The 19,037-nt window shown below is 71.7% G+C and carries 17 protein-coding genes; 11 read left to right on the forward strand and 6 right to left on the reverse strand.

Going from position 1 to position 19,037, the window contains the following annotated elements:
- Positions 1–188: 188 nt before the first annotated feature.
- From ACZ4FV_RS03555 to ACZ4FV_RS03570, 4 genes are read left to right on the forward strand one after another with little or no spacing between them, the layout of a single operon-like run.
- Positions 189–2,765 (forward strand): sensor histidine kinase, encoded by a 2,577-nt coding sequence (locus ACZ4FV_RS03555; RefSeq protein WP_465321729.1) that lies wholly within the window; start codon positions 189–191, stop codon positions 2,763–2,765.
- Positions 2,762–3,217: a roadblock/LC7 domain-containing protein gene (locus ACZ4FV_RS03560; protein WP_395865817.1), complete on the forward strand. Its 456-nt coding sequence runs from the start codon at positions 2,762–2,764 to the stop codon at positions 3,215–3,217. The genes ACZ4FV_RS03555 and ACZ4FV_RS03560 overlap by 4 nt, the downstream gene beginning before the upstream one ends.
- Complete coding sequence (locus tag ACZ4FV_RS03565) at positions 3,214–3,648, forward strand: DUF742 domain-containing protein (RefSeq protein WP_395865819.1); 435 nt, start codon at positions 3,214–3,216, stop codon at positions 3,646–3,648. Before ACZ4FV_RS03560 ends, ACZ4FV_RS03565 begins: the two co-directional genes overlap by 4 nt.
- Positions 3,629–4,225, forward strand: coding sequence for a GTP-binding protein (locus ACZ4FV_RS03570; protein ID WP_395865821.1), 597 nt, complete (start codon positions 3,629–3,631; stop codon positions 4,223–4,225). Before ACZ4FV_RS03565 ends, ACZ4FV_RS03570 begins: the two co-directional genes overlap by 20 nt.
- Positions 4,226–4,446: 221 nt before the next feature.
- Here the strand turns inward: ACZ4FV_RS03570 and ACZ4FV_RS03575 are convergent, their stop codons facing one another.
- Entirely contained in the window at positions 4,447–6,765 is a 2,319-nt protein-coding gene (locus tag ACZ4FV_RS03575; RefSeq protein ID WP_465321732.1) for a terpene synthase family protein, read from the reverse strand.
- A gap of 104 nt (positions 6,766–6,869) precedes the next feature.
- On the reverse strand, positions 6,870–7,769 hold the full coding sequence (locus tag ACZ4FV_RS03580) for a LysR family transcriptional regulator (protein ID WP_395865826.1): 900 nt from the start codon (positions 7,767–7,769) through the stop codon (positions 6,870–6,872).
- 108 nt (positions 7,770–7,877) lie between these two features.
- Here ACZ4FV_RS03580 and ACZ4FV_RS03585 point away from each other — a divergent pair, with 108 nt between their 5' ends.
- From ACZ4FV_RS03585 to ACZ4FV_RS03600, 4 genes are all read left to right on the forward strand, one after another.
- On the forward strand, positions 7,878–8,303 hold the full coding sequence (locus ACZ4FV_RS03585) for a RidA family protein (protein ID WP_402232324.1): 426 nt from the start codon (positions 7,878–7,880) through the stop codon (positions 8,301–8,303).
- Positions 8,300–9,202, forward strand: a complete 903-nt coding sequence (locus ACZ4FV_RS03590) for an NAD(P)-dependent oxidoreductase (protein ID WP_465321734.1) — start codon at positions 8,300–8,302, stop codon at positions 9,200–9,202. The genes ACZ4FV_RS03585 and ACZ4FV_RS03590 overlap by 4 nt, the downstream gene beginning before the upstream one ends.
- A gap of 345 nt (positions 9,203–9,547) precedes the next feature.
- The gene (locus ACZ4FV_RS03595) at positions 9,548–9,910 is read left to right on the forward strand and encodes an effector-associated constant component EACC1 (RefSeq protein ID WP_395865833.1); all 363 of its coding nucleotides are present in this window, start codon (positions 9,548–9,550) and stop codon (positions 9,908–9,910) included.
- Complete coding sequence (locus ACZ4FV_RS03600) at positions 9,907–11,658, forward strand: caspase, EACC1-associated type (RefSeq protein WP_402232329.1); 1,752 nt, start codon at positions 9,907–9,909, stop codon at positions 11,656–11,658. The genes ACZ4FV_RS03595 and ACZ4FV_RS03600 overlap by 4 nt, the downstream gene beginning before the upstream one ends.
- Positions 11,659–11,737: 79 nt before the next feature.
- Here ACZ4FV_RS03600 and ACZ4FV_RS03605 read toward each other — a convergent pair whose 3' ends face one another.
- Together ACZ4FV_RS03605 and ACZ4FV_RS03610 are read right to left on the reverse strand one after the other, a co-directional pair.
- On the reverse strand, positions 11,738–13,123 hold the full coding sequence (locus ACZ4FV_RS03605; protein ID WP_402232331.1) for a VWA domain-containing protein: 1,386 nt from the start codon (positions 13,121–13,123) through the stop codon (positions 11,738–11,740).
- 375 nt (positions 13,124–13,498) lie between these two features.
- Positions 13,499–13,921: a YjbQ family protein gene (locus ACZ4FV_RS03610; protein ID WP_395865839.1), complete on the reverse strand. Its 423-nt coding sequence runs from the start codon at positions 13,919–13,921 to the stop codon at positions 13,499–13,501.
- A gap of 153 nt (positions 13,922–14,074) precedes the next feature.
- Here ACZ4FV_RS03610 and ACZ4FV_RS03615 point away from each other — a divergent pair, with 153 nt between their 5' ends.
- The 3 genes from ACZ4FV_RS03615 to ACZ4FV_RS03625 all read left to right on the forward strand — a co-directional run bounded on the left by ACZ4FV_RS03615 (position 14,075) and on the right by ACZ4FV_RS03625 (position 16,707).
- Entirely contained in the window at positions 14,075–14,443 is a 369-nt protein-coding gene (locus ACZ4FV_RS03615; RefSeq protein ID WP_395865841.1) for a winged helix-turn-helix transcriptional regulator, read from the forward strand.
- A 187-nt stretch (positions 14,444–14,630) separates the two neighbouring features.
- The gene (aroB, locus tag ACZ4FV_RS03620) at positions 14,631–15,821 is read left to right on the forward strand and encodes a 3-dehydroquinate synthase (protein ID WP_395865843.1); all 1,191 of its coding nucleotides are present in this window, start codon (positions 14,631–14,633) and stop codon (positions 15,819–15,821) included.
- Positions 15,814–16,707 carry a carbohydrate kinase family protein gene (locus tag ACZ4FV_RS03625; RefSeq protein ID WP_395865845.1) on the forward strand — a complete coding sequence of 298 codons (894 nt, stop codon included), beginning with the start codon at positions 15,814–15,816 and terminating at the stop codon, positions 16,705–16,707. The genes aroB and ACZ4FV_RS03625 overlap by 8 nt, the downstream gene beginning before the upstream one ends.
- Here the strand turns inward: ACZ4FV_RS03625 and ACZ4FV_RS03630 are convergent.
- On the reverse strand, positions 16,673–17,848 hold the full coding sequence (locus ACZ4FV_RS03630; RefSeq protein ID WP_402232336.1) for a sugar phosphate nucleotidyltransferase: 1,176 nt from the start codon (positions 17,846–17,848) through the stop codon (positions 16,673–16,675). The genes ACZ4FV_RS03625 and ACZ4FV_RS03630 overlap by 35 nt on opposite strands.
- A complete protein-coding gene (locus tag ACZ4FV_RS03635; RefSeq protein WP_395865849.1) occupies positions 17,845–19,020 on the reverse strand; it encodes a sugar phosphate isomerase/epimerase family protein in 1,176 nt (391 codons plus the stop codon). Before ACZ4FV_RS03635 ends, ACZ4FV_RS03630 begins: the two co-directional genes overlap by 4 nt.
- Between the last annotated feature and the right edge of the window lie 17 nt (positions 19,021–19,037).

Raw genomic sequence — 19,037 nt, forward strand, 5'->3', positions numbered from 1 at the left:
TCGCCGAGTGTGCGCCCGATCACGTGTCGCCTCGGCGCGGCGCGTGATCGTCTTTGTGCACGGTATGTGCCGCACGGGCGGGAAGTTCCCCACGCGGACTGCGTGGATTCTGTCGGGTGCCCCGCCGGTACCTTCGGCCGGGTCGCGGCAACCGCATTTCGGGCCGGGTTGCCCTTGCGGGAGAGTCGATGAGAAAACTGATGCGCGTCCCCGGGACCGGCCGGACCCGAGCGGGCCGCTCGCGGTCGCGTCGTACGCCGTCGATCCGGACCCTGCTGGTCATGCTGACCGTGGTGCCCTCGGTCGCGATGGTCGCCCTGTGGGGCATCGCCACCTACCGACTGGCCGACCACGCGAGTGGCCTGGACCACCAGGTCTCGGTGGCCGAACGGGCCGGTACGCCCGCCTACAACACGATGGTCGGCCTGCAACTCGAACGGCGGCTGACCGCGGCGTGGATGGCCAAGCCGTCGCCGGCCGCGACCGAGGCGCTGCGCGCGCAGCGGGCCAAGACCGACGAGGCGGTACGGTCGTTCGTCGCGTTCGCGAACAGCGACGCCGCGGAAACGCCGGGCAATGTGATGTACCGGGCCGGTCGAGTGGCCCCGGAGTTGGCCGAACTCCCCGACGTCCGACGTCAGGTGGACGCGACCGGCGCGACCGGCCGGGATCGCTGGTTGGGCTACTACACGAAGCAGGTCGCCAACCAGATCTCCATCGTGCAGGCGTTGGCCGAGACGTCGGATGTCGATGTCACCTTCGAGGGCCAGTTCCTGGTGATCCAGTTCCGCGCCGGCGAGGCGATGGCGCAGGAGGACATGACGGTCTCGTTCGCGCAGCCCGGCGGGCGGTTGAGCCAGCCGGACTTCGCCGGTTTCGTGCAGAACGTGGGGGTGCGGCGGCATACGCTCGAGGACGAGATCGAGCCGTTCCTGCCCGACCGGCTGCGTCCGCTGTACATGGCGCTCACCCAGAGCCCGGCCTGGCGCGAGTTGGCCGCGATGGAGGACGCGATCATCGCCGCGGTGGACACCCCCAGGGACCAGCGCGGCGCCGCGTCCGGCATCGCGCTGCCCGCCGAGCTGGCGAAGTGGCGCGAGACGTTCGATCAACTCGCGCTGCCGAACACGGCCTTCGACTTCGCCCGGGTGGACCTGGTGTTCGAGGCGGGCGACCAGGCCACCGAGGACACTTGGAACCAGGTGTACCTGCTCAGCGCGATCGGCCTCGGCTTCGTGCTGATCGGCGCCCTGTTGTGTTGGCGGGTGACCCGCGCGGTGCGCCGGCGGTTGTCCCGGCTGCGCGACGCGACGGTCGAACTTGGCTCACATCGGCTGCCGGTGGTCATCGAGCGGTTGCAGCGCGGTGAGCGGGTCGACCTCGCGGTCGAGGCGCCGGACGTGCCGGCGAGCGGGGACGAGATCGGCCAGGTGGCCTCGGCGTTCAACGCCGCGCAGCGGGCCGCGCTGGACGGCGCGGTACAACTGGCTCGACAGCGCGAGGGTTTCGCCAAGGTGTTCGTCAACACCGCGCTGCGCACCCAGTCCCTGGTGAACCGTCAGATCGGTGAGCTGGACGCGATGGAGCGCCGCCACCAGGATCCGGAACTGCTGCGCGAGCTGTTCACGATCGACCATCTGGCCACCCGCCTGCGCCGGTACGAGGAGAACCTCGTGGTGCTCACCGGCAACCGGCCGGGCCGGCGCTGGAGTCGCCCGGTGCGGATCGTCGACGTGGTGCGCGGCGCGGTGGGCGAGGTGGAGGACTATCACCGGGTCGAGGTCTACTCCGACCGTGATCTGCAACTGTCCGGTCCGGCGGTGGGCGGGGTGATCCACCTGCTGGCCGAACTCGTCGAGAACGCGGCGATGTTCTCGCCGCCGGACACGCCCGTGCACGTGCGGGCGGTGTCGGTCGCCAAGGGTCTGGCGATCGAGATCGAGGACCGCGGGCTGGGCATGTCGGCGGACGAGTACGCGGCGGCCAACCGGCAGTTGGCGGTGCCGGTCAGTTTCGACGTGATCGCCCTCGCCGAGGACGTGCGGATGGGCCTGTTCGTGGTCGCGCAACTCGCCGACCGGCTCGGGGTCGACGTGACGCTGCGGCCCTCGCCGTACGGCGGCACGCTGGCGATCGTGTTCCTGCCCGAGGAGTTGATCTCCCGGGAGTCGGGTACGCCCGCCGATCAGCCGGTAAGTGTTGGACCGTTCGAGCACGCGCTCGCGGCGACGGCGGACGCCGAGCCCACGGGCGAACCGGCGGCCGAGGCGGGCGAGGCGTCCGAATCGGTGCACGAGTCCGAGGACGAGGACGTCTCCCGGACGCGCCCGCCCGCTCGGCAGCACCCCGATCCGGTGGTCCGCTCGCTGGAGCGCGTACCGACGGTTCCCGCGTCCGAGGCCGGGGCCGAGCCGACTCCCGCATCCTCGGCGGCCGGCTCGGCCGCCGAGGAGACCACCGCCGACGGCCGCCGCGCGCTGCCGCGCCGGGTTCGGCAGCGCAATCTGCCGATGCCGTTGCACGGCGAATCGGGCATCGCGAGCGAGCCGGACCCGCGAACCGGGTCGAAGCCCTCCTCACCTCGCGAAGCTGCGGCTACCTTGTCCTCGTTCCGATTCGCGAGCCAACGCGCGCGCGAGGCGTCCGAACCGAACGCGGCCGGCGACGAGTCCGCGATCGAGACCGAACCCGGAACCGGGACCGAGCCCGTACCGGGCCCGAACCCCGTCGCCGGAAGCACCACGCACCCTGGGGAACCGTCATGACGAACACGCACGATCTCGCCGGCGGCACGGCCACCACCGCCACCGACAGTCGCCTGGACTGGTTGTTGACCGATCTGGTCAAGCGCGTGCATCAGACCCGGCACGCGATCGTGTTGTCCGAGGACGGACTGCTGATGAGCCGGTCCGAGAGCATCCCGCGCGACGACGCCGAGCAGTTGGCCGCCGCGGCGGCCGGGCTGCAGAGCCTGGCCCGCAGCATCGGCCGGGGCTTCGCGGGCGGTTCGGTGCGCCAGACGCTGGTCGAGATGGACGACGCGTTCCTCTTCCTGACGGCCGCGGGGAAGGGCGCGCATCTGGCCGTACTGTCCGAACAGAGCGCGGATGTAGGGGTGGTGGCGTTCGAGATGAACATGTTGGTGAAGAAGGTCGGCGAGTACCTCGGCACCCGACCACGCGCCGAGGCCGACGATCCGGCGGGTGGCCGGGCGTGACGTCCCGCTGGGAGCAGCCCTGGGACGAGGACGCCGGTCCGCTGGTGCGCCCGTACACGCTCACGCGCGGCCGGACCAAGGCCGTGCGCGACGCGGACCTGACTCTGATCACGCTGGTCACCACGGTCGCGCCGGACGAGCCGGCAGGCCGGGCCGCGGCCGCCGAGGAGCAGTCCTCGGGTGGGCGTCGCAAGGTTCGCGACAGTCGCGGCCGGCAGCCCGAGCATCAGCACATCCTGGAACTGTGTCGGGAGCCGCAGGCGGTCGCCGAGGTGGCCGCGCTGATCGACCTCCCGGTGAGCATCACCAAGGTGCTCGTCGACGACCTGCTGCGCGACGGCCTGGTGACCGTACGCGCCCCGCTGGCCCTGGCCCGCACTCCCGATCCCGCTTTGTTGAAGAAGGTACGTGATGGTCTCCTTCGGCTCTGACCGGCTGCCCGAGGACGCGGCGGCGGTCAAGATCCTGATCGCGGGCGGGTTCGGGGTCGGCAAGACCACCCTGGTCGGCACGGTCAGCGAGGTGCCGCCGCTGCACACCGAGGAGGTGATGACCGAGGTCGGCGTGGGCGTGGACGATCTCGCGGGCGTCGAGGCCAAGTCGCGCACCACGGTCGCGCTCGACTTCGGTCGCATCACGCTGTCCGAGGATCTGGTCCTGTACCTGTTCGGCGCGCCCGGCCAGGAGCGGTTCTGGTCGCTCTGGGACGACCTGGCGATCGGCGCGCTGGGCGCGATCGTGCTGGTCGACACCCGGCGCCTGGACGCCGGCTTCGGCAGCATCGACTTCTTCGAGCGTCGCGGCATCCCGTTCGTGGTCGCGATCAACCGCTTCGACGCGGCCGTGGAGTACACGGTCGCGGAGGTCCGCGACGCGCTCGACCTCGGTCCGGACGTCCCGATCCTGCCGTGCGACGTGCGGGTGCGGTCCTCGGGCCGGGACGTGTTGTTGGCACTGGTCGACCATCTGCTGGGCTCGTCGCTCGCGCTGGTCGCGCCACACGCCTAGCCGTACACCCGGCCGCTCGCGGACCCGCCGCGACGCGCGGCAGGGCGCCCGCTCGCGCACCTCGCGTCCCGCCTGTCACGACACGTCTCTCGGTCGCGTCGCGTCGGGTCGCGCGCACGGCCCGGCCGCGACCGGAAGCCTTCGCCTGCCGGACGGGCCGCTCTTCGGCCCGTCCGGCATGAGTGCGGGCGGCCTGCGGACCGCCCGCACTCGCGTACACGTCACCGCACCGCGACGCCCGCTCGCATGCCGGCCACGCGGGCGGCCGAGGTGCCCAGCCCACGCGGCCCGTACCGCACCCGGGGAACCGCCGACGGCTCGACCGGCACGCGGGCCGCTGCCGGGCCTGCGGGGCCCGCCGAGCCTGCCGGGCTCCGGGCCACCTGCCACGGAAACGGCACCAGCGGCTCGGGATCCGCGTAGCGCCGGCAGTCCTGATGCCATTTCAGGATCGCCGCGTTCCAGTCGCCGAGCGCCACCGCGTACGCGTCCAGTGCCTCCCGGGCCGCCGGGGTCAGCTCCAGGTCCTCGTACATCGCCGGGAGTTCCACGGCCACGACCCGCTCGAACTCACGCATCCGGGAGGTCATCAGGTCGTTCACGATCACCAGCGCCTGGTCGAAGTCGCAGCCGAAGAAGTTGCGCACCACCAGGAGCAGGTTGTGCAACTCCCCCTCGACCTCGATCTCCTTGCGGTAGGAGAACACGTCGTTGATCATCCAGCCGAAATCGGCCGCCGAGTTCTCCATCGCCTGTACCGCGCGCGAGCGGTACGCCTGGTCCGGCACCACCTCGCCGTGCGAGAGCCGGGACAGGCTCTTGGTCAGATCGGAGCCGAACGTGCGGCGGCGCATCTCGATGTAGTCGACCGGATCCGGGATCCGGTTCAGCGCCATGTTGGCCAGCTCCCACAGCCAACTGTCCATCATTTCCTCGATGGTGCGCCGGAACCTGAGCCGCGAGGCGGGCGGCATCGGCCCGGCGGTGCGCGACCACAGGTCGGCCAGCGCGCGCTCGAGCGCGTCCGTCGGCACCGGCGCCGCCTCGCCGTCCACCGGCATCAGCGTCTTGAGCCGCTCGGTGTAGGCCTTCGCGCCGACCTGGTCGAGCGAGCGGCCGAACACGATCGGGTAGTAGTCGTCGCCGTAGGTGCCCCACGTCAACCACGCCGAGGCCACGTCGAGTTGCTCGAGCGACACGTCCGGCGCGATGCCCGCCGCGCACAGCGGCAGGTCGAATCCGCGCAGGGCCCGCTCGTCCCAGATGCCCTCCCCCGTGATGCCCATCCGCGCGGCCCACTCGACCACGTTCTCCCGGGAGGTGTCCAGGTGTCGGTTCAGTCGCGGCGCGAACGGCAGGTAGAAGTCCGGGATGTCGTAAGGCTCGACCGACTGGAAGGGCACATGTGTGAATCCGCGCAGCCCGCTGTTCAGTCCGGCGACCAGTCCCGGCAGGATCCGCGCGGCCGAGGTGCCCATCCCCTGAGGCCCGGCCAACACCCCGGCCACCGTGGGTGTCCCGAGGCCACCGGTCGAATCCCCGCTCGCTCCGGCGCCGTTCATGTACCGGCTGGAGCGCATGTGCCACTCGTGCCCGCCCGACTGCCAGTCCTGGAGGCCCTTGACGTAGGCCATCACATCCATGCAGGACTGCGGGTCCAGGCCGTGTTCCACGAACAGCGGCGGGAGTTCGGTGAAGGTGGTGTGCTCGAACTGGTGCAGCCGCGATGTGAGCAACTCGTTGACGGCCTCGGCGGCCTCCTGCGTGGTGCAGCCGAGGAACTTCTCGAAGACCAGGACGGCGTTGGCGTTTTCGCCCTCGTTCTCCACCTCGCGCTGGTACGAGAACAGGTCGTTGCGCAGGTGCACGCCGTCGGCGAAGGTGTCCTTGAGCACCCGCATCGGGCGCGAGGCCGCGATCACCGCGGGCACCTCGGCGCCCGCCGCGTACTCCACCAGGTTGGCCGACCAGGGCGCGCCGCCGACCTTGCGCCGCATCTCGATGTACTCGACGGGGTTGGCGACCCGGCCCTCGTTGATGTTCGCCAGTTCCCACAGCGACTCCTCCAGGAGCGCCTGGGTGCTCTCGGCGAACCGCTCCCGCCAGTCCTGCGACATGCTCGGTACGGTGCGCGCCCACAGGTCGGCCAGTCCCTCCTCGACCTGATTGGTCGGGGCCGGGACCGGGGTGGTGGGATCGACCGGCATGAACGCGCGCAGGCGTTCGAGGTACGCCTTGGCGCCGGCCGTGTCGTGGGTGCGTTTGAAGATGTCCAGGAAGTGGTCGTCGAAGAAGAAGACCCACACGTACCAGTCGGTGACCAGGTCGAGTTGCGGGCCCGTGCAGTCGGGATGGGTGTACGCGCACAGCAGTGCGTAGTCGTGCGAGTCGAAGTCGTGCTCGTCCCAGATGTCCGAGCCCTCGATCATCCGCATCCGTCGGGCCCAGGCCTTGGAATGCTCGCGCGCGCCCGCCAGATGCGGGTTGAGCCGCGCCGGGTACGGCACGTAGAACTGCGGGAGTTCGAAGGGTTGTGGCATACGGTGCGCCCCTTTCGCCACGGCACACGCTAGGTCGCGCGAACGCCCGGGAGCGGGCGACGAATCGGTTCTCGCCCGATCTGGTGAAACCTGCCCGGACAGGCTTAACGATCTTGGTGGGCGGCCACGTGGACGAGCGCGGCGACGAAGCGGTCCACCGCGTCCGCGCTCGCCGGGTCGGGACGCTGCGGGCGGGCCGCGTACACGCTGCGTCGGGGTGGATCGGCGAGCCGGTGCAGGGTCAACTCGGGGTGGATCGCCCGGGTCAGCAGCCCGGGCGCGAGCATCACCCCGAACCCGGCCACCACGAACGCCTGTTTGCCCAACCACCCACCGCACTCGATGTCGATCCGCGGCGTGAACCCGGCCCGGGCGCATGCCCCGGTGAGCACCGCCGCGGCACCCTCGTAGTCCTCCACCCAGGTCTCGTCCGCGAGTTCGGCCAGGTCGATCACCTCACGCCCGGCCAGGCGGTGGCCTGCGGGCAGTACGGCGCGCAGTTCGTCGTCGAGCACGTGGGTGAGCCGAATCCCCGCGTGCGCGGGCAGGCCCGGCGGGTAGTCGGTGACCACGGCCACGTCGAACTCGCCGTCCAGTAGCCGCGGGATCAGTCCGGGTGAGAAGTCCTCGGCGAAGGTGACCCGTACGCCCGGCAGTTCGGCCGTGAACGCGGTGAGCGCGTCGGGCAGCAGGGATACCGCGGCGGTGGGCACCGCGCCCACCCGGACCCGGGTACCGACCCGGTCCCGGGCGGCCCGCACCTCCTCCTCGGCCCGCTCGACCCGGGCCAGGATCGCCGCCGCGTGTTCGCGCAGCACGTCGCCCGCGGGCGTACTGCGCACTCCGCGGGCGTGCCGCTCCAGCAGCACGGTGCCCAGGCGCGCCTCCAGGCCCGCCACCTGACGGGACAGCGCGGACTGGGTGTATCCGAGCGTGTGCGCGGCGGCGCTGATCGAGCCGTGGCGGCACACTTCCAGAAACGAACGCAGGGCGAGCAGGTCCATGCGCGGTGACTCTACTGGCGCGGCGACGGAGAGCCATGCGTGGCACGCATGGCAGTCCTGCGAAAGATGCGCTGGCGGGATGGATGGCGCACGGGTGAGGATGAGCGCATGACGACTGCGGATCGACTCACTCACATCGCGGCGCCCGAGGGCGTGCGGCCGGGCAACGGCTACACCAACGTGGTCACCGGCACCGGCCGGCTGATCGCGGTCTCCGGGCAGGTCGCCTTCGACGAGGACGGCAATCTGGTCGGCAGGGACGACCCGGGCGCGCAGGCCCGGCAGGTGTTCGAGAACCTGCGCCGCTGCCTGGCGGCGGCGGGCGCGACCTTCGACGACGTGATCAAGCTGACCTACTTCGTCACCGACATCGGGCAGCTGCCGGCGGTCCGCGCGGCCCGCGACGAGTTCGTCGACATGACCCGTCCGCCGGCCAGTTCGGCGGTCCAGGTCGGCGCGCTGTTCCTGCCGGAGCTGCTCCTGGAGGTCGAGGCGTTCGCGCTGGTCCCGGAGACGGACGAGGCCGCCGAATGAGAATCGCCGCGTGTGGTCTGGGACGGATGGGCGCGGCGGGCGCACAGGCGCTGGTGGCGGCCGGACACGAGGTGACGGTGTGGAACCGCACGCCGCGCACGATACCGGGCGCGGCGACCGCCGCGAGCGCGGCCGACGCGGTGCGGGGCGCGGACGCCGTCGTGCTGTTCGTCTTCGACGGGCCGGCCGCCGAGGCGGTGTTGCTCGGTCCGGCCGGCATCGTCACCGGTGCCGCGCCCGGCACGCTGGTGATCAACGCGACCACGCTGGCTCCGAACGAGTCGCGCCGGCTCGCGGTGGCCGCTCGCGGGGCCGGGTTGCGGTACGTGGAGGCGCCCGTCCTGGGCTCGGTGCCGGCGGTCCGCGCGGGCACGTTGACCGTGCTGACCGGGGGCGGGCCCGAGGACGTCGCGGCGGCCGAGCCGGTGTTGCGCGCGTGGTCGCACGCGGGCGAACGGCGGTACGCCGGACCGGTCGGCGCCGCGACCGCCCTCAAACTGGTCGCCAACCTGGGCCTGGGCATCGCGGCGGCCGGACTGCACGACGCGATCCGACTCGGCGCCGACCTGGGCCTGTCCCGCACGGACGTGCTGGACGTGCTCACGCGCAGCGCGATCGGCGGCCTGGTCGCCCGCAAACGCGACCGCCTTGACCAAGCGGCCTACACGGACGCCGACTTCACCATCGCCGCACTGGCCAAGGACCTCCTCCTGGCCACCGAGGCAACCACCACATCCCTCCCGGTGGCCCGCGCGGCAGCACACGTCACCACCACAGCAACCCTCACCACCGACCCAACCGCAGACATCGCAGCCCTGGGCCGCACTCAACCCGACCAACACCCGAGCCCACCCCCAACCCAACCAACGTCTGATCCCACCCGACCCGGCCGAGCTTGATCCCACCCATCCCACCCGGCGCTTGCGGCTCTCAGCCCGGCCGGCGCTCGCGGCCCTCAGCCCGGCCGGCACTTGAGGCCACTCAGCCTGGCCGGCGTTTGAGGCCACCCAGCCTGGCCGGCGCTTGAGGCCACTCAGCCTGGCCGGCGCTTGAGGCCACCCCAGCCCGGCCGGCGCATGAGGCCAACCGAGCCCCGCCGGCGCATGAGGCGAACCAGCCCGGCCGGCGCATGAGGCCAACCGTGCTCCACCCCCGTCGCCCGCAAGGCCACATGGCATCATGGCCCCGCATCAGGTCGGCCCGCCGCACGCGGGCCCCCGACGGTCCCCGAAGGGTGGCGGCACGTGCTCGTCCAGGTACGCGTAGTCGGCGACGAAGGTGCGGAAGTCGCCGCACTGCAACGGTGGTTGGCGATGGATCCGGACGTCCGCGGCGGCACCGTGACCAGTTACGCCGAGGACGACACGACGGGCGCCATGGGCACCACCCTCGACGTCGTCAACATCGTGCTGAGCAACGGCATCGCGCTCGGCGGCCTGATGACGGCCATCGCCGGCTGGCGCCGCTCGCGCGCGCCGATGTCGGGCCCGGGCGGCCCCGACATCGTGATCCGGCGCGGCGAGGTCGAAGTGGTGCTGACCGGCGCCACGGAGGCGGACATCGGCCGGGCCGTACGCGCGTTGGAGGAGCCCGGGGACCCTGCGTGACGGTGCCGGCGGCGGAACTGGCCGATCCGGCGGCCTCGCGCGCGGTGTTGATCGGTACGCACGCGTACGCGCATCTGGAGCACTTGCCCGCGGTGCTTCGCAATCTCCAGGAGCTGAGCCGACTGTTGTGCGACCCGCGACACTGGGGCCTGCCCGCAGGCCATTGCACGGTGGTCGGCCAACCGGCCTCGGCGAGCGAGGTCTTGGACGCGCTCTCCCACGCGGCGGCCGAGGCCCGGGACACGCTGCTCGTCTACTTCGCCGGGCACGGCCTGGTGGACCATCTCGACGACTCGTTCCACCTGGCGCTGCCGAACACCCGCCCGGATCGCATGTACACCGCGCTGCGCTTCGACGACGTGCGCCGGGTGTTGCGTGATCCGAGCACCCGCGCGCCGCGCAAGGTGCTGATCATGGACTGCTGTTGGAGCGGCCGGGCGATGGTCGGCGCGATGAGCGGGCGGGATCGGGCCGGGCAGGTGGCCGTGGCCGGCACCAGCGTGCTCACCGCGACCGCCGAGACCCGCCGGGCGGCGGCCCCACCGGACGAGGAATTCACCGCGTTCACCGGCGAGTTGATCAACATCGTCAACGAGGGCGTCGAGGATGCGGCCGAGTTGATCGACATGGAGTCGCTGTATCTCGCGCTGCACCACCGATTGGCCGCCCGAGGTCGCGAACTCCCACAGCAGAGCAACCGCAACACCGCGGCACGGATCTGCGTGTTGCGCAACGCGGCATGGCCGAGGCCGTCGGCTCAGGTCACCGGCCCGACGACCACCGGATCGCAGCCGGCGGAGGTCGACGACCTCGCGATCGGGTTCTCCCACATCGCCAGGGCCCTCGCACGTCGCTACGGCCCCTTGGGCAAGGACGCGGCGAACGACGACTGGCTGCGCGGGTCGGCGGGGCGAGCCGCCGAGTCGATCCTGGCCCGGCTGGACACTCGACTGCACCCGGGTGCCCGGATGGCCGTCCGGCTGCTGGAGCGCGTCGCCGAGGACGCCCACGACGGGACCGTCACCGCGATACTCCTGGCCGACGCCATGGCGACGCGCTGTCGCGAGCTGATCGCACAGGACACGGTCGACCCGCTCACCCTGATCCGGGACCTGGTGCGGCAGACGGACGTGGCGCGCGCGTGGTTGCGTTCCTCGGCGGTGCCGATCGAGGACCGGCAGATCCGGGGCCTGGTGGCCGCCGCCACCGGGCGCCGGACCGCGAGCGCCGTCGCCGAGGCCATCGATCGGGTCGGCCGCGAGGGCACGGTGACCGTGACGACCGGTCCGGGCCGGTCCTGGCAGGTGGTCTCGGAGGGAAGCACGGCACAGATCCGGGTCGGCGCGGCGAACGAGGAGGCCGCGTCGCAACAGATCGAACTGCTGCGCAAGAGCGTCGCGATCGTGCACTCCGCGTTCGAACACGGCATCGTGCCCGGGGCCGGGGCAGGCTATCTACGGATGGGCAACCACCTTGCGGAGGAGGGGAGCCCGGCCCATTCGGTGCTGTCCCGGACGTCGACCGCACCGGCCCTGCACCTGGCGAGGTTCGTGTCGGGCGCCCCGAGCCTGCCCGAACTCACCGAACACGCGCTGCTCGGCCTGTCGTACGACATCCTGCACGAGACCTACACGTCGAGCGATCCCGAAGGGCAACTGTTCGACCCCGTACACGTCCTGGACGCGGCCCTGGCACAGGCCACGCGCACGGTGATCAGCCTGCTGCTCCCACTCCCCTCCGGAACCTGACCCGGCCGCGGAAACGCCCGACGGTCGACCCCATGGCCGACCGTCGGGCGTGATCCCGCGAATGCGCCTGCACCGGCGCCTACACCAACGCGTCCACCGGGCCGGCCGCCAGGACGCCCGCCGCGACCGCCTCGTTCAGCCATTCCGGGAACTCCAGCAGGAGTTGGTCGTAGAGCTCGGCGTCCGCGAGCAGCCTCGGGTCCTGTCCGGCGTGGAAGAAGCCCGCGTTGTCCACCACGCGCTGCTCCGGCACCGAGAGTTCGTCCAGCTTGCGGAGGAAATCGAAGCCCTTGGCCTCGGGGTCGCCGAAGCCGATGAACTGCCAGAAGATCGGCAGTCCGGCCGCCTCGCACAGCGCCTTCGCCGCGGCGGGACGGCTGGTCGGCGCACCGTCGGTCTGGAAGATCACCAGCGCCGGGTCGGTGCTGCCGGACGCGCGGTAGTGCTCGACCACCTCGGCGATCGCCCGGTGGTAGTTGGTCCGGCCCATGTGCCCGTAGGAGCCGTGCAGTTCCTCGATCCGTCCCACGTGGTTGGTGGGATCGAGGTCGGCGACGCCGTCGATGTCGGTGGAGAAGAACACCAGCGGCACAACGGCCTCGCCGAGTTGCGCGGACAGCGCGAGCGTCTGGTCGGCGAGGTGCTGCACCGTGCCGTCCTTGTAGTAGGAACGCATCGAGCCCGAGCGGTCCAGGACGAGGTACACCGCGACGTTGCGGCCGGTGAGACCGCACTTGCCCACGGCCGCCGCGGCGGCCTCCGCACGAGCGCCGAGGACGGGAGCGGCCTCCTCGGCGCGGGCGGGCGGCACCACGGCGATGGTGGTCGGCACCGCCGCGGCCTCGGCGACCACGAACGGCTCGGCCGCGACCTCGACATCGGCCGGGTCCTCGGCCGGTGCCGGCACGGGCGCCTCGAACTCGACCTCGGCCTCGGCGGCCTGCGTGACGACGGCCTCCCGCTCGATCTCCTTCTCGATCTCGGCTTCCGACTTGGTCGGTTCGGTCTCGACGGGCGTCGCGATCGACTGCGCCGGCACGGCGATCGACGCCTGCGCGGACCCGGATGTGTCGAACTCCGCCCGGGACTCCGGAATAACCACCGGTTCCGACACGACCACCGGCTCCGGGATGGCCTCCGGCTCCGGAACGACCACCGGCTCCGAGACCACCACCGGCTCCGGAACGACCGCCGGCTCCGAGACGGCCTCCGGCTCCGGCGAAACCGCGGAGTCGCGGACGGCCATCGGCTCGGGGACGATCACCGGCTCCGGTCTCACGGCCGGCTCGGGGCGCGCCTTCGGCGCCGATTCGGCGACCGGATCCGGCACGTCGACCGGGGACTCGGTCGGCGTGTCCTGGAGGTCGGTCGGCGCCGCGGTCACGTCCGTCGTCTCGGGTGTCTCCGCCGCCTCGCGGGACGCCCGCGAACGAAAGACGTTGCGCAGCAGACTCCTCAAACCCATCGGCGAATCCTTACCTGTGTGAGGGACGCCGTCCCGATGCTCAGGACGGTTACGTAAGGCTAGTCATGGGCTCGGCCGACCTGTGGGCGACCCGCGCGTACGACACCCCGACAGCCCCCGAACAGCCGAAGGAACGTCGGCCCGCGCGACCGCCGTCGCCCCTTCCCACCGCTGTGAGCAGCACGAACGCCGCGTCCATCGCAGCACACGCGGCCGACACGTCGTCGCCGGACAAGCGCGGCGGCCCGAACCGGCGCACCGAACCGACGACTTTGCGCCCCAACAGAGCGTGGCCGAACAGCGCGTGGCGCACGCGCGCGGCACGGGCCGCGTGGTTTCCGCCAGTTGCTTCTTCGGCAAGCTGCCCACACCGGCTCAGCCCATGAAGGTCAGCCGCACCGTCCGGTCCGGGTTGTCCCGGTTGGTGTCGACCATCGTGACCGACTGCCACGTCCCCAACGCGAGTTCACCGCCGATCACCGGCAGCGTCGCGTGCGGCGGAATCAGCGCGGGCAACACGTGATCGCGCCCGTGCCCGGGGCTGCCGTGCCGATGCCGCCACCGATCGTCGGCCGGCAACAGGTCCGCCAACAACGCGAGCAGGTCGTCGTCACTGCCCGCCCCGGTCTCCAACACCGCCACCCCGGCCGTCGCGTGCGGCACGAACACGTTCAACAACCCGTCCCGCCCACCGGCCACCTCCCGCAAAAATCCCGCGCACATCGCGCTCAGGTCGTACACCCGCTCCCGCCGCCCGGTACTGACCTCGAAAACCCGCGACACGGTCACCTCGCTCATCCCGCCATGCTCGCCCAAGCGCCGCCCGGTTCCGTGTTCTCGACACGGCCCGATCGAGGATTGCTTTGCTTTCGGCCGAATGCGTACCGACAATATGGAGGGGTACCTACCTGTCGGTAAGGATCGATGAGGCCCGGTCGGGAGGAGACGCGCATGGCTCGGCGCTATCAGTGCGGGCTCGATGCCGCGATGGATGTCATCGGCGGCAAGTGGAAGGCGTTGATCCTGTGGGAGCTGCATGTCGAAGAGCGGCGGTTCGGTGAGCTGCGCCGGGCCGTCCCCGGGATCAGCGAGAAGATGCTGATCCAGCAGCTGCGCGAGATGGAGGCCCGCGGAATCGTGCACCGCGAGGTGTTTCGCGAGGTCCCGCCGAAGGTGGTGTATTCCCTGACCCCGCTGGGCCGGTCGCTCAACGAGGCGCTGTTGCCGCTGGGGGTGTGGGGGGAGGTCAACGTCGAGCAGATCGCGGCGACCGCGCCCGAGAGGACCGGAACGCCGGACCCGGCCCGGCCCGCCGCGTAGGCCGTTTCCGGGCGAAGTTTCCCGTATTGGCGAATGCCCGGGAATAGCGCGGTGTGGTCTGCTATACCGCGCGGACGCACTCTGGGTGAGGCGTTGTTGACTTTTCGTAGCACTCGCCGTAATTATTTCGGCAGCGAATATCCGGATTGTCTGCGACGTCTTCGTTGAGCCACCGGGGTGTGAATATATGACCGAATACGTCCGAGTGTCCGAACAGCTCGCGCTGCCACGCGGCCCGGTCGACCCGATCATGGCCTCCGCCCGGCGGCTCGACACGTATCCGGTGCATGTCTGCCTCGACGAGGACACCGCGCTCGCCCGGCTGTGCGCCGAGATCGACGGCCGGCGGGTCGCGCTGATCACCGACGACACCGTGTTCGCGCTGCACGCGCGCCGACTGGCCGAACTCCTGGGCGCCGCCGGACTGGACGTGGTCGGCACGTCGTTCCCGGCCGGCGAGGGCAGCAAGAACCTGCGCACCGCGAGCACGCTGCTGGACTGGTTGGCCGGCACCTCGCTCGCGCGCCGCGACATCCTGCTCGCGGTCGGCGGCGGTGTGGTGATGGACACGGTCGGATGGGTGGCCAGCGCGTACATGCGCGGCCTGCCGTACATCAACGTGCCCACGACGCTGCTCGCGCACGTGGACGCCGCGCTCGGCGGCAAGGTCGCCATCGACCATCCCTCCGCGAAGAACCTGATCGGGGCCTTCTACCAGCCCAGGGCGGTGATCTCGAACGTCGGCTACCTGAGCACCCAGGACGGTCGCGGGCTGCGCGCCGGACTCGCCGAGGCGATCAAGACCGGGATCATCGCCTCCCCCGAGCTGTTCGAGCTGATCGAGCGCCGCCACGAGGCCATCCTGGCCACCGAGCCGGTGCCCACCGCCGCCCTCGTGCACGCCTCCAGCGTGCTCAAGTGCCGGTTGATCGCCCGCGATCCGTACGAGCGGGACCTGCGCCGGCCACTGAACTTCGGGCACACCATCGGACACGCGGTGGAGACCGTGACCGGCTACGGGCCGGTGCTGCACGGCGAGGCGGTCGCGTTCGGCATGGCCTGCGCGGCCCGGATCGCCGAACGGCGCGGGCTGCTCGACCCGGCCCTGTGCGCGCGGGTGACCGGCCTGCTCGATCGGGTCCGACTGCCCACCACACTGGCCGCGTTGCCCGCCCGGTTGGATCCCGCCGGCACCGTCGAGGCGCTCGGTCAGATCCGCAAGATCCGGGACGGCCGGCTGCGCTTCGTGTTGCCCACCGCGCTCGGTGAGACGGTGATCACCGACGACGTGAGCGACGAGGAGATCCACGCCGCGCTCCTGGTCTCCCCCGCCGCCGAGGTCAGCTACGCGCACACCCGCGGAGGCGGCGATGGCTGAACTGGATGTGTTCGTGGTCGGCGGCGTGGGCGTGGACATCATCGTCCGGGTGCCTGAACTTCCTTTGCCGATACACGACTTCAAGGTTCCGCCGATCCGGCAGTACGTCGCGCACACGGGCAACGGAGTGGCGCTCGGCTGTCGGGCGCTGGGCCTGCGCACACACTTCGCCGCCGTACTCGGCGCCGACCCGGAGGCGGACTTCGTCCTGGACCACTACGCGAAGCAGGGCCTTTCCTTCGCGCACGTCACCGACGCCCACGGCACCCCGCGCAGCGTCAACCTGGTCGGCCCGGACGGCGAACGGCTGTCCCTGCACGACGGCCGACTGCCGGCGGACCTGGTCGTCGACCCCGACCTGTATCGCCCGGCGATCGCCCGCACCCGGCACGCGCACGTGTCGATCGGCGGCTGGTCCCGCCCCGCGCTGGCCGAGGCGATCGAGGCGGGCGTATCCACCTCGACCGACCTGCACGGCTGGGACGGGAAGGACCCCTCCCGGGCCGACTTCGCGTATGGCGCCGACCTGGTGTTCACCTCCACACACCGGCTCGGCGACCGGGTCGAGGAGGCCGCGCGCGACGTGCTCTCCCGGGGGCGGGCCAAGGTCGTGGTCGCGATGGCGGGTGGTCGCGGCAGCTACCTGGCCCTGCCCGACCTGCCGCTGCGGCACGTACCGGCGCTCGCGATGCGGGCCGACGAGGTGGTGGACACCAACGGGGCCGGGGACAGTTACGTCTCCGGGTTCCTGTACGCCTACCTCGCCGGCCGCGACTGGGCCGGCTGCGCCGCCGCCGGCACCCACGCCGGTGCGCACGCGGTGCGGACGGCCGGGACCCACACGTCGTTCATCACGGCGGAGGCGTTGGATCGTGCGCTCTCCTGACGGGGTCGGGAGGCGAGTCGGTGTGGAGTGGGCCCACCCGGAACGGGCCGGCGTCGGTCGCACGGGCGGCACCGTTCGGCGTCACGATCCCGGTCGATGTGACGATCGTTTCCCGGACCGTACTCCCGGCGGTGACCACGGCGCCCGGCAACAGCACCGAGCGCAGTACGGTCGCGCCCGGCTCGATCCGGCAGCCGGCGTGCACGACGCTGCGCTCGACGCGCGCTCCCGCCGGCATCTCGGCTCCCAGCAGACTCCCGTCGACGTACCTGGGAAACCCGTCCGGCAGACCGGCCAACGTGCGCGGGAGCGCGTGGGAGGCGATCGGATGCGGGTGGTCGAGCAGTCGCAACTGCTCGGTGCGGTACCGGTCGACCGTGCCGATGTCGGCCCAGTAGTCCGGCACCGGGTACGCCGTCACCCGCCGGCCGCCGGCGATCATCGCGGGCAGTACGTCGCGGCTGATGTCGTGCTGCCAGCCGTCCTCGCCGAGCGCGGCCAGGTCCGCCAGCACCGCGCGCAGCGCGTCGATGCGAAACACGCAGAACGCGGTGAACACCAGGTCCGAGGTGGGCCGTTCGGGCTTCTCGATCAGCGCTCGCACCCGGAGTTCGGCATCCGCCTCGACCATGCCGAACAGGTGCACGTAGCGGCGTTCGATCCGCTGTACGCCGATCGTGCAGTCGGCGCCCGAGGCCCGGTGTGCGGCGACCATCGGCGTGTAGTCGAACACGTAGACGTGGTCCGCGTGTTGGATCAGGAGATCGGTCGCGCCCGGGGCGAAGAGGTACTCCGCGTTGGCGAGCAGCGCGTCGGCGGTGCCGCGTTCGGCCGGACGCTCGGGCAGTACGGCGCCCGGTCCGCTGCGCGCCAACGCGTCGTGTGGGCCGAAGTGCAGCCGGGTGCCCGGGTGTTCGTCCCAGTGTGCGACCAGATGCCGGACCAGGTCGGATTCCCGGTGCTGGGAGAGCAGGACCAGTTCGGGCAGGCCGGACCGGACCGCGTTGGCCACGCTGAAGTCGACCAGCCGGCCGGACGCGGCGTACGGCACCAGTGGTTTGCACACGTCGGCGGTGAGCGGTCCCATCCGCTCGCCCAGGCCGCCCGCGAGCAGCGCGCCGCGTACTCCCTCGAGCGTCACCAGGTCCGCCCCGTGGCGACACCCGTGGGTACCAGGGTGCGCAGTCGCGCGAGCGAGGTCGTGATGCCCTGTTCCGTGGGCAGTAGGGCGTCCTCGTGTTCCACGTAGATCACTCCCCGGTAGTCGTCGTCGAGCAGCGCGGCCACGATGGCCGGCCAGGGCAGGTCGCCGGCGCCGAGCGTGCGGAAGCGGATCGCCGGTCCCGGGCCGTAGCGCGACCAACCGGCGCCGCGCGGTTCTTCGGCGCCGGACCAGCGTTGCAGGTCCTTCGCGTGCACGGCCGCGAGCCGGTCGCCCCAGCCGCGTACGGCGGCCACCGGATCGTGTCCGGTCGCGGCCACGTTGGCCGGATCGAGGCACAGGTGCACACCGCTCACCGCCGAGAGCAGTGCTCTCGCACTCGCCGGGTCGTACGCGACCTGCTTGGGGTGCGGCTCCACCACGACCCGCACACCCAGATCGCCCGCCAAGCCCAGGATCGGCCGCGCGGCGAGCGCCCACGCGTCGACGTTGTCCTGCCAACTCACGTCGCTGCCCGACCAGGACAACCAGCGGGCCAGGTCGGGCACCCCCAGCATCAGCCGCACCTGCGACGCTCCCACACCGGCCGCGAGCCGCACCGTGTCGAGCGCGGCGCGCAGGCCATAGTCCCGCTTGGCCTCGGCCGTCCCGACGAACACCGGGTCGGTGTGCGGCCCGTGCGGCCCCAGCAACAACTGGGTGTCCCGGCTGTTGCTCACACAACCCACCTCGACCCCGACCTCCGCACACCGCGCGCGCACCTCACGATGCAGCGCGGGATCGGCCCGCCGCCCGGGATCCACCAGCGCGAAGCCGCTGTCGGCGGGCAGATCCACCACGCCCACCCCCGCGTCCCGCGCCACCCGCAGCGCCCCGGCCAAACCCACCGGCGCCAACGCGGCCAGACACAACCCGAGCCGGATCGGCGCCCCGCCGGCCGAACCGGCCGCCGCGACCGGCGCCCGCCGTCCGGCGACCGACCCGCTCTCCGCCGCCGCGACACTCCCGCGCACGGTCGCCGGCCCGGCGGAGAGCTCCGTCGCGGGCTGCCCCCGGCGCTGTGGGGCGACGCCAGGGGCGGTTCCGGGGTCGATTCCCCGGGCGGTTCCCGTGACGGTTCGTGGTGTCCGCTCGTTCGGCGTCCCGGTCATCGGCGGTCCCCCTCGCT

The organism is Embleya sp. NPDC025285 (assembly GCF_055558835.1).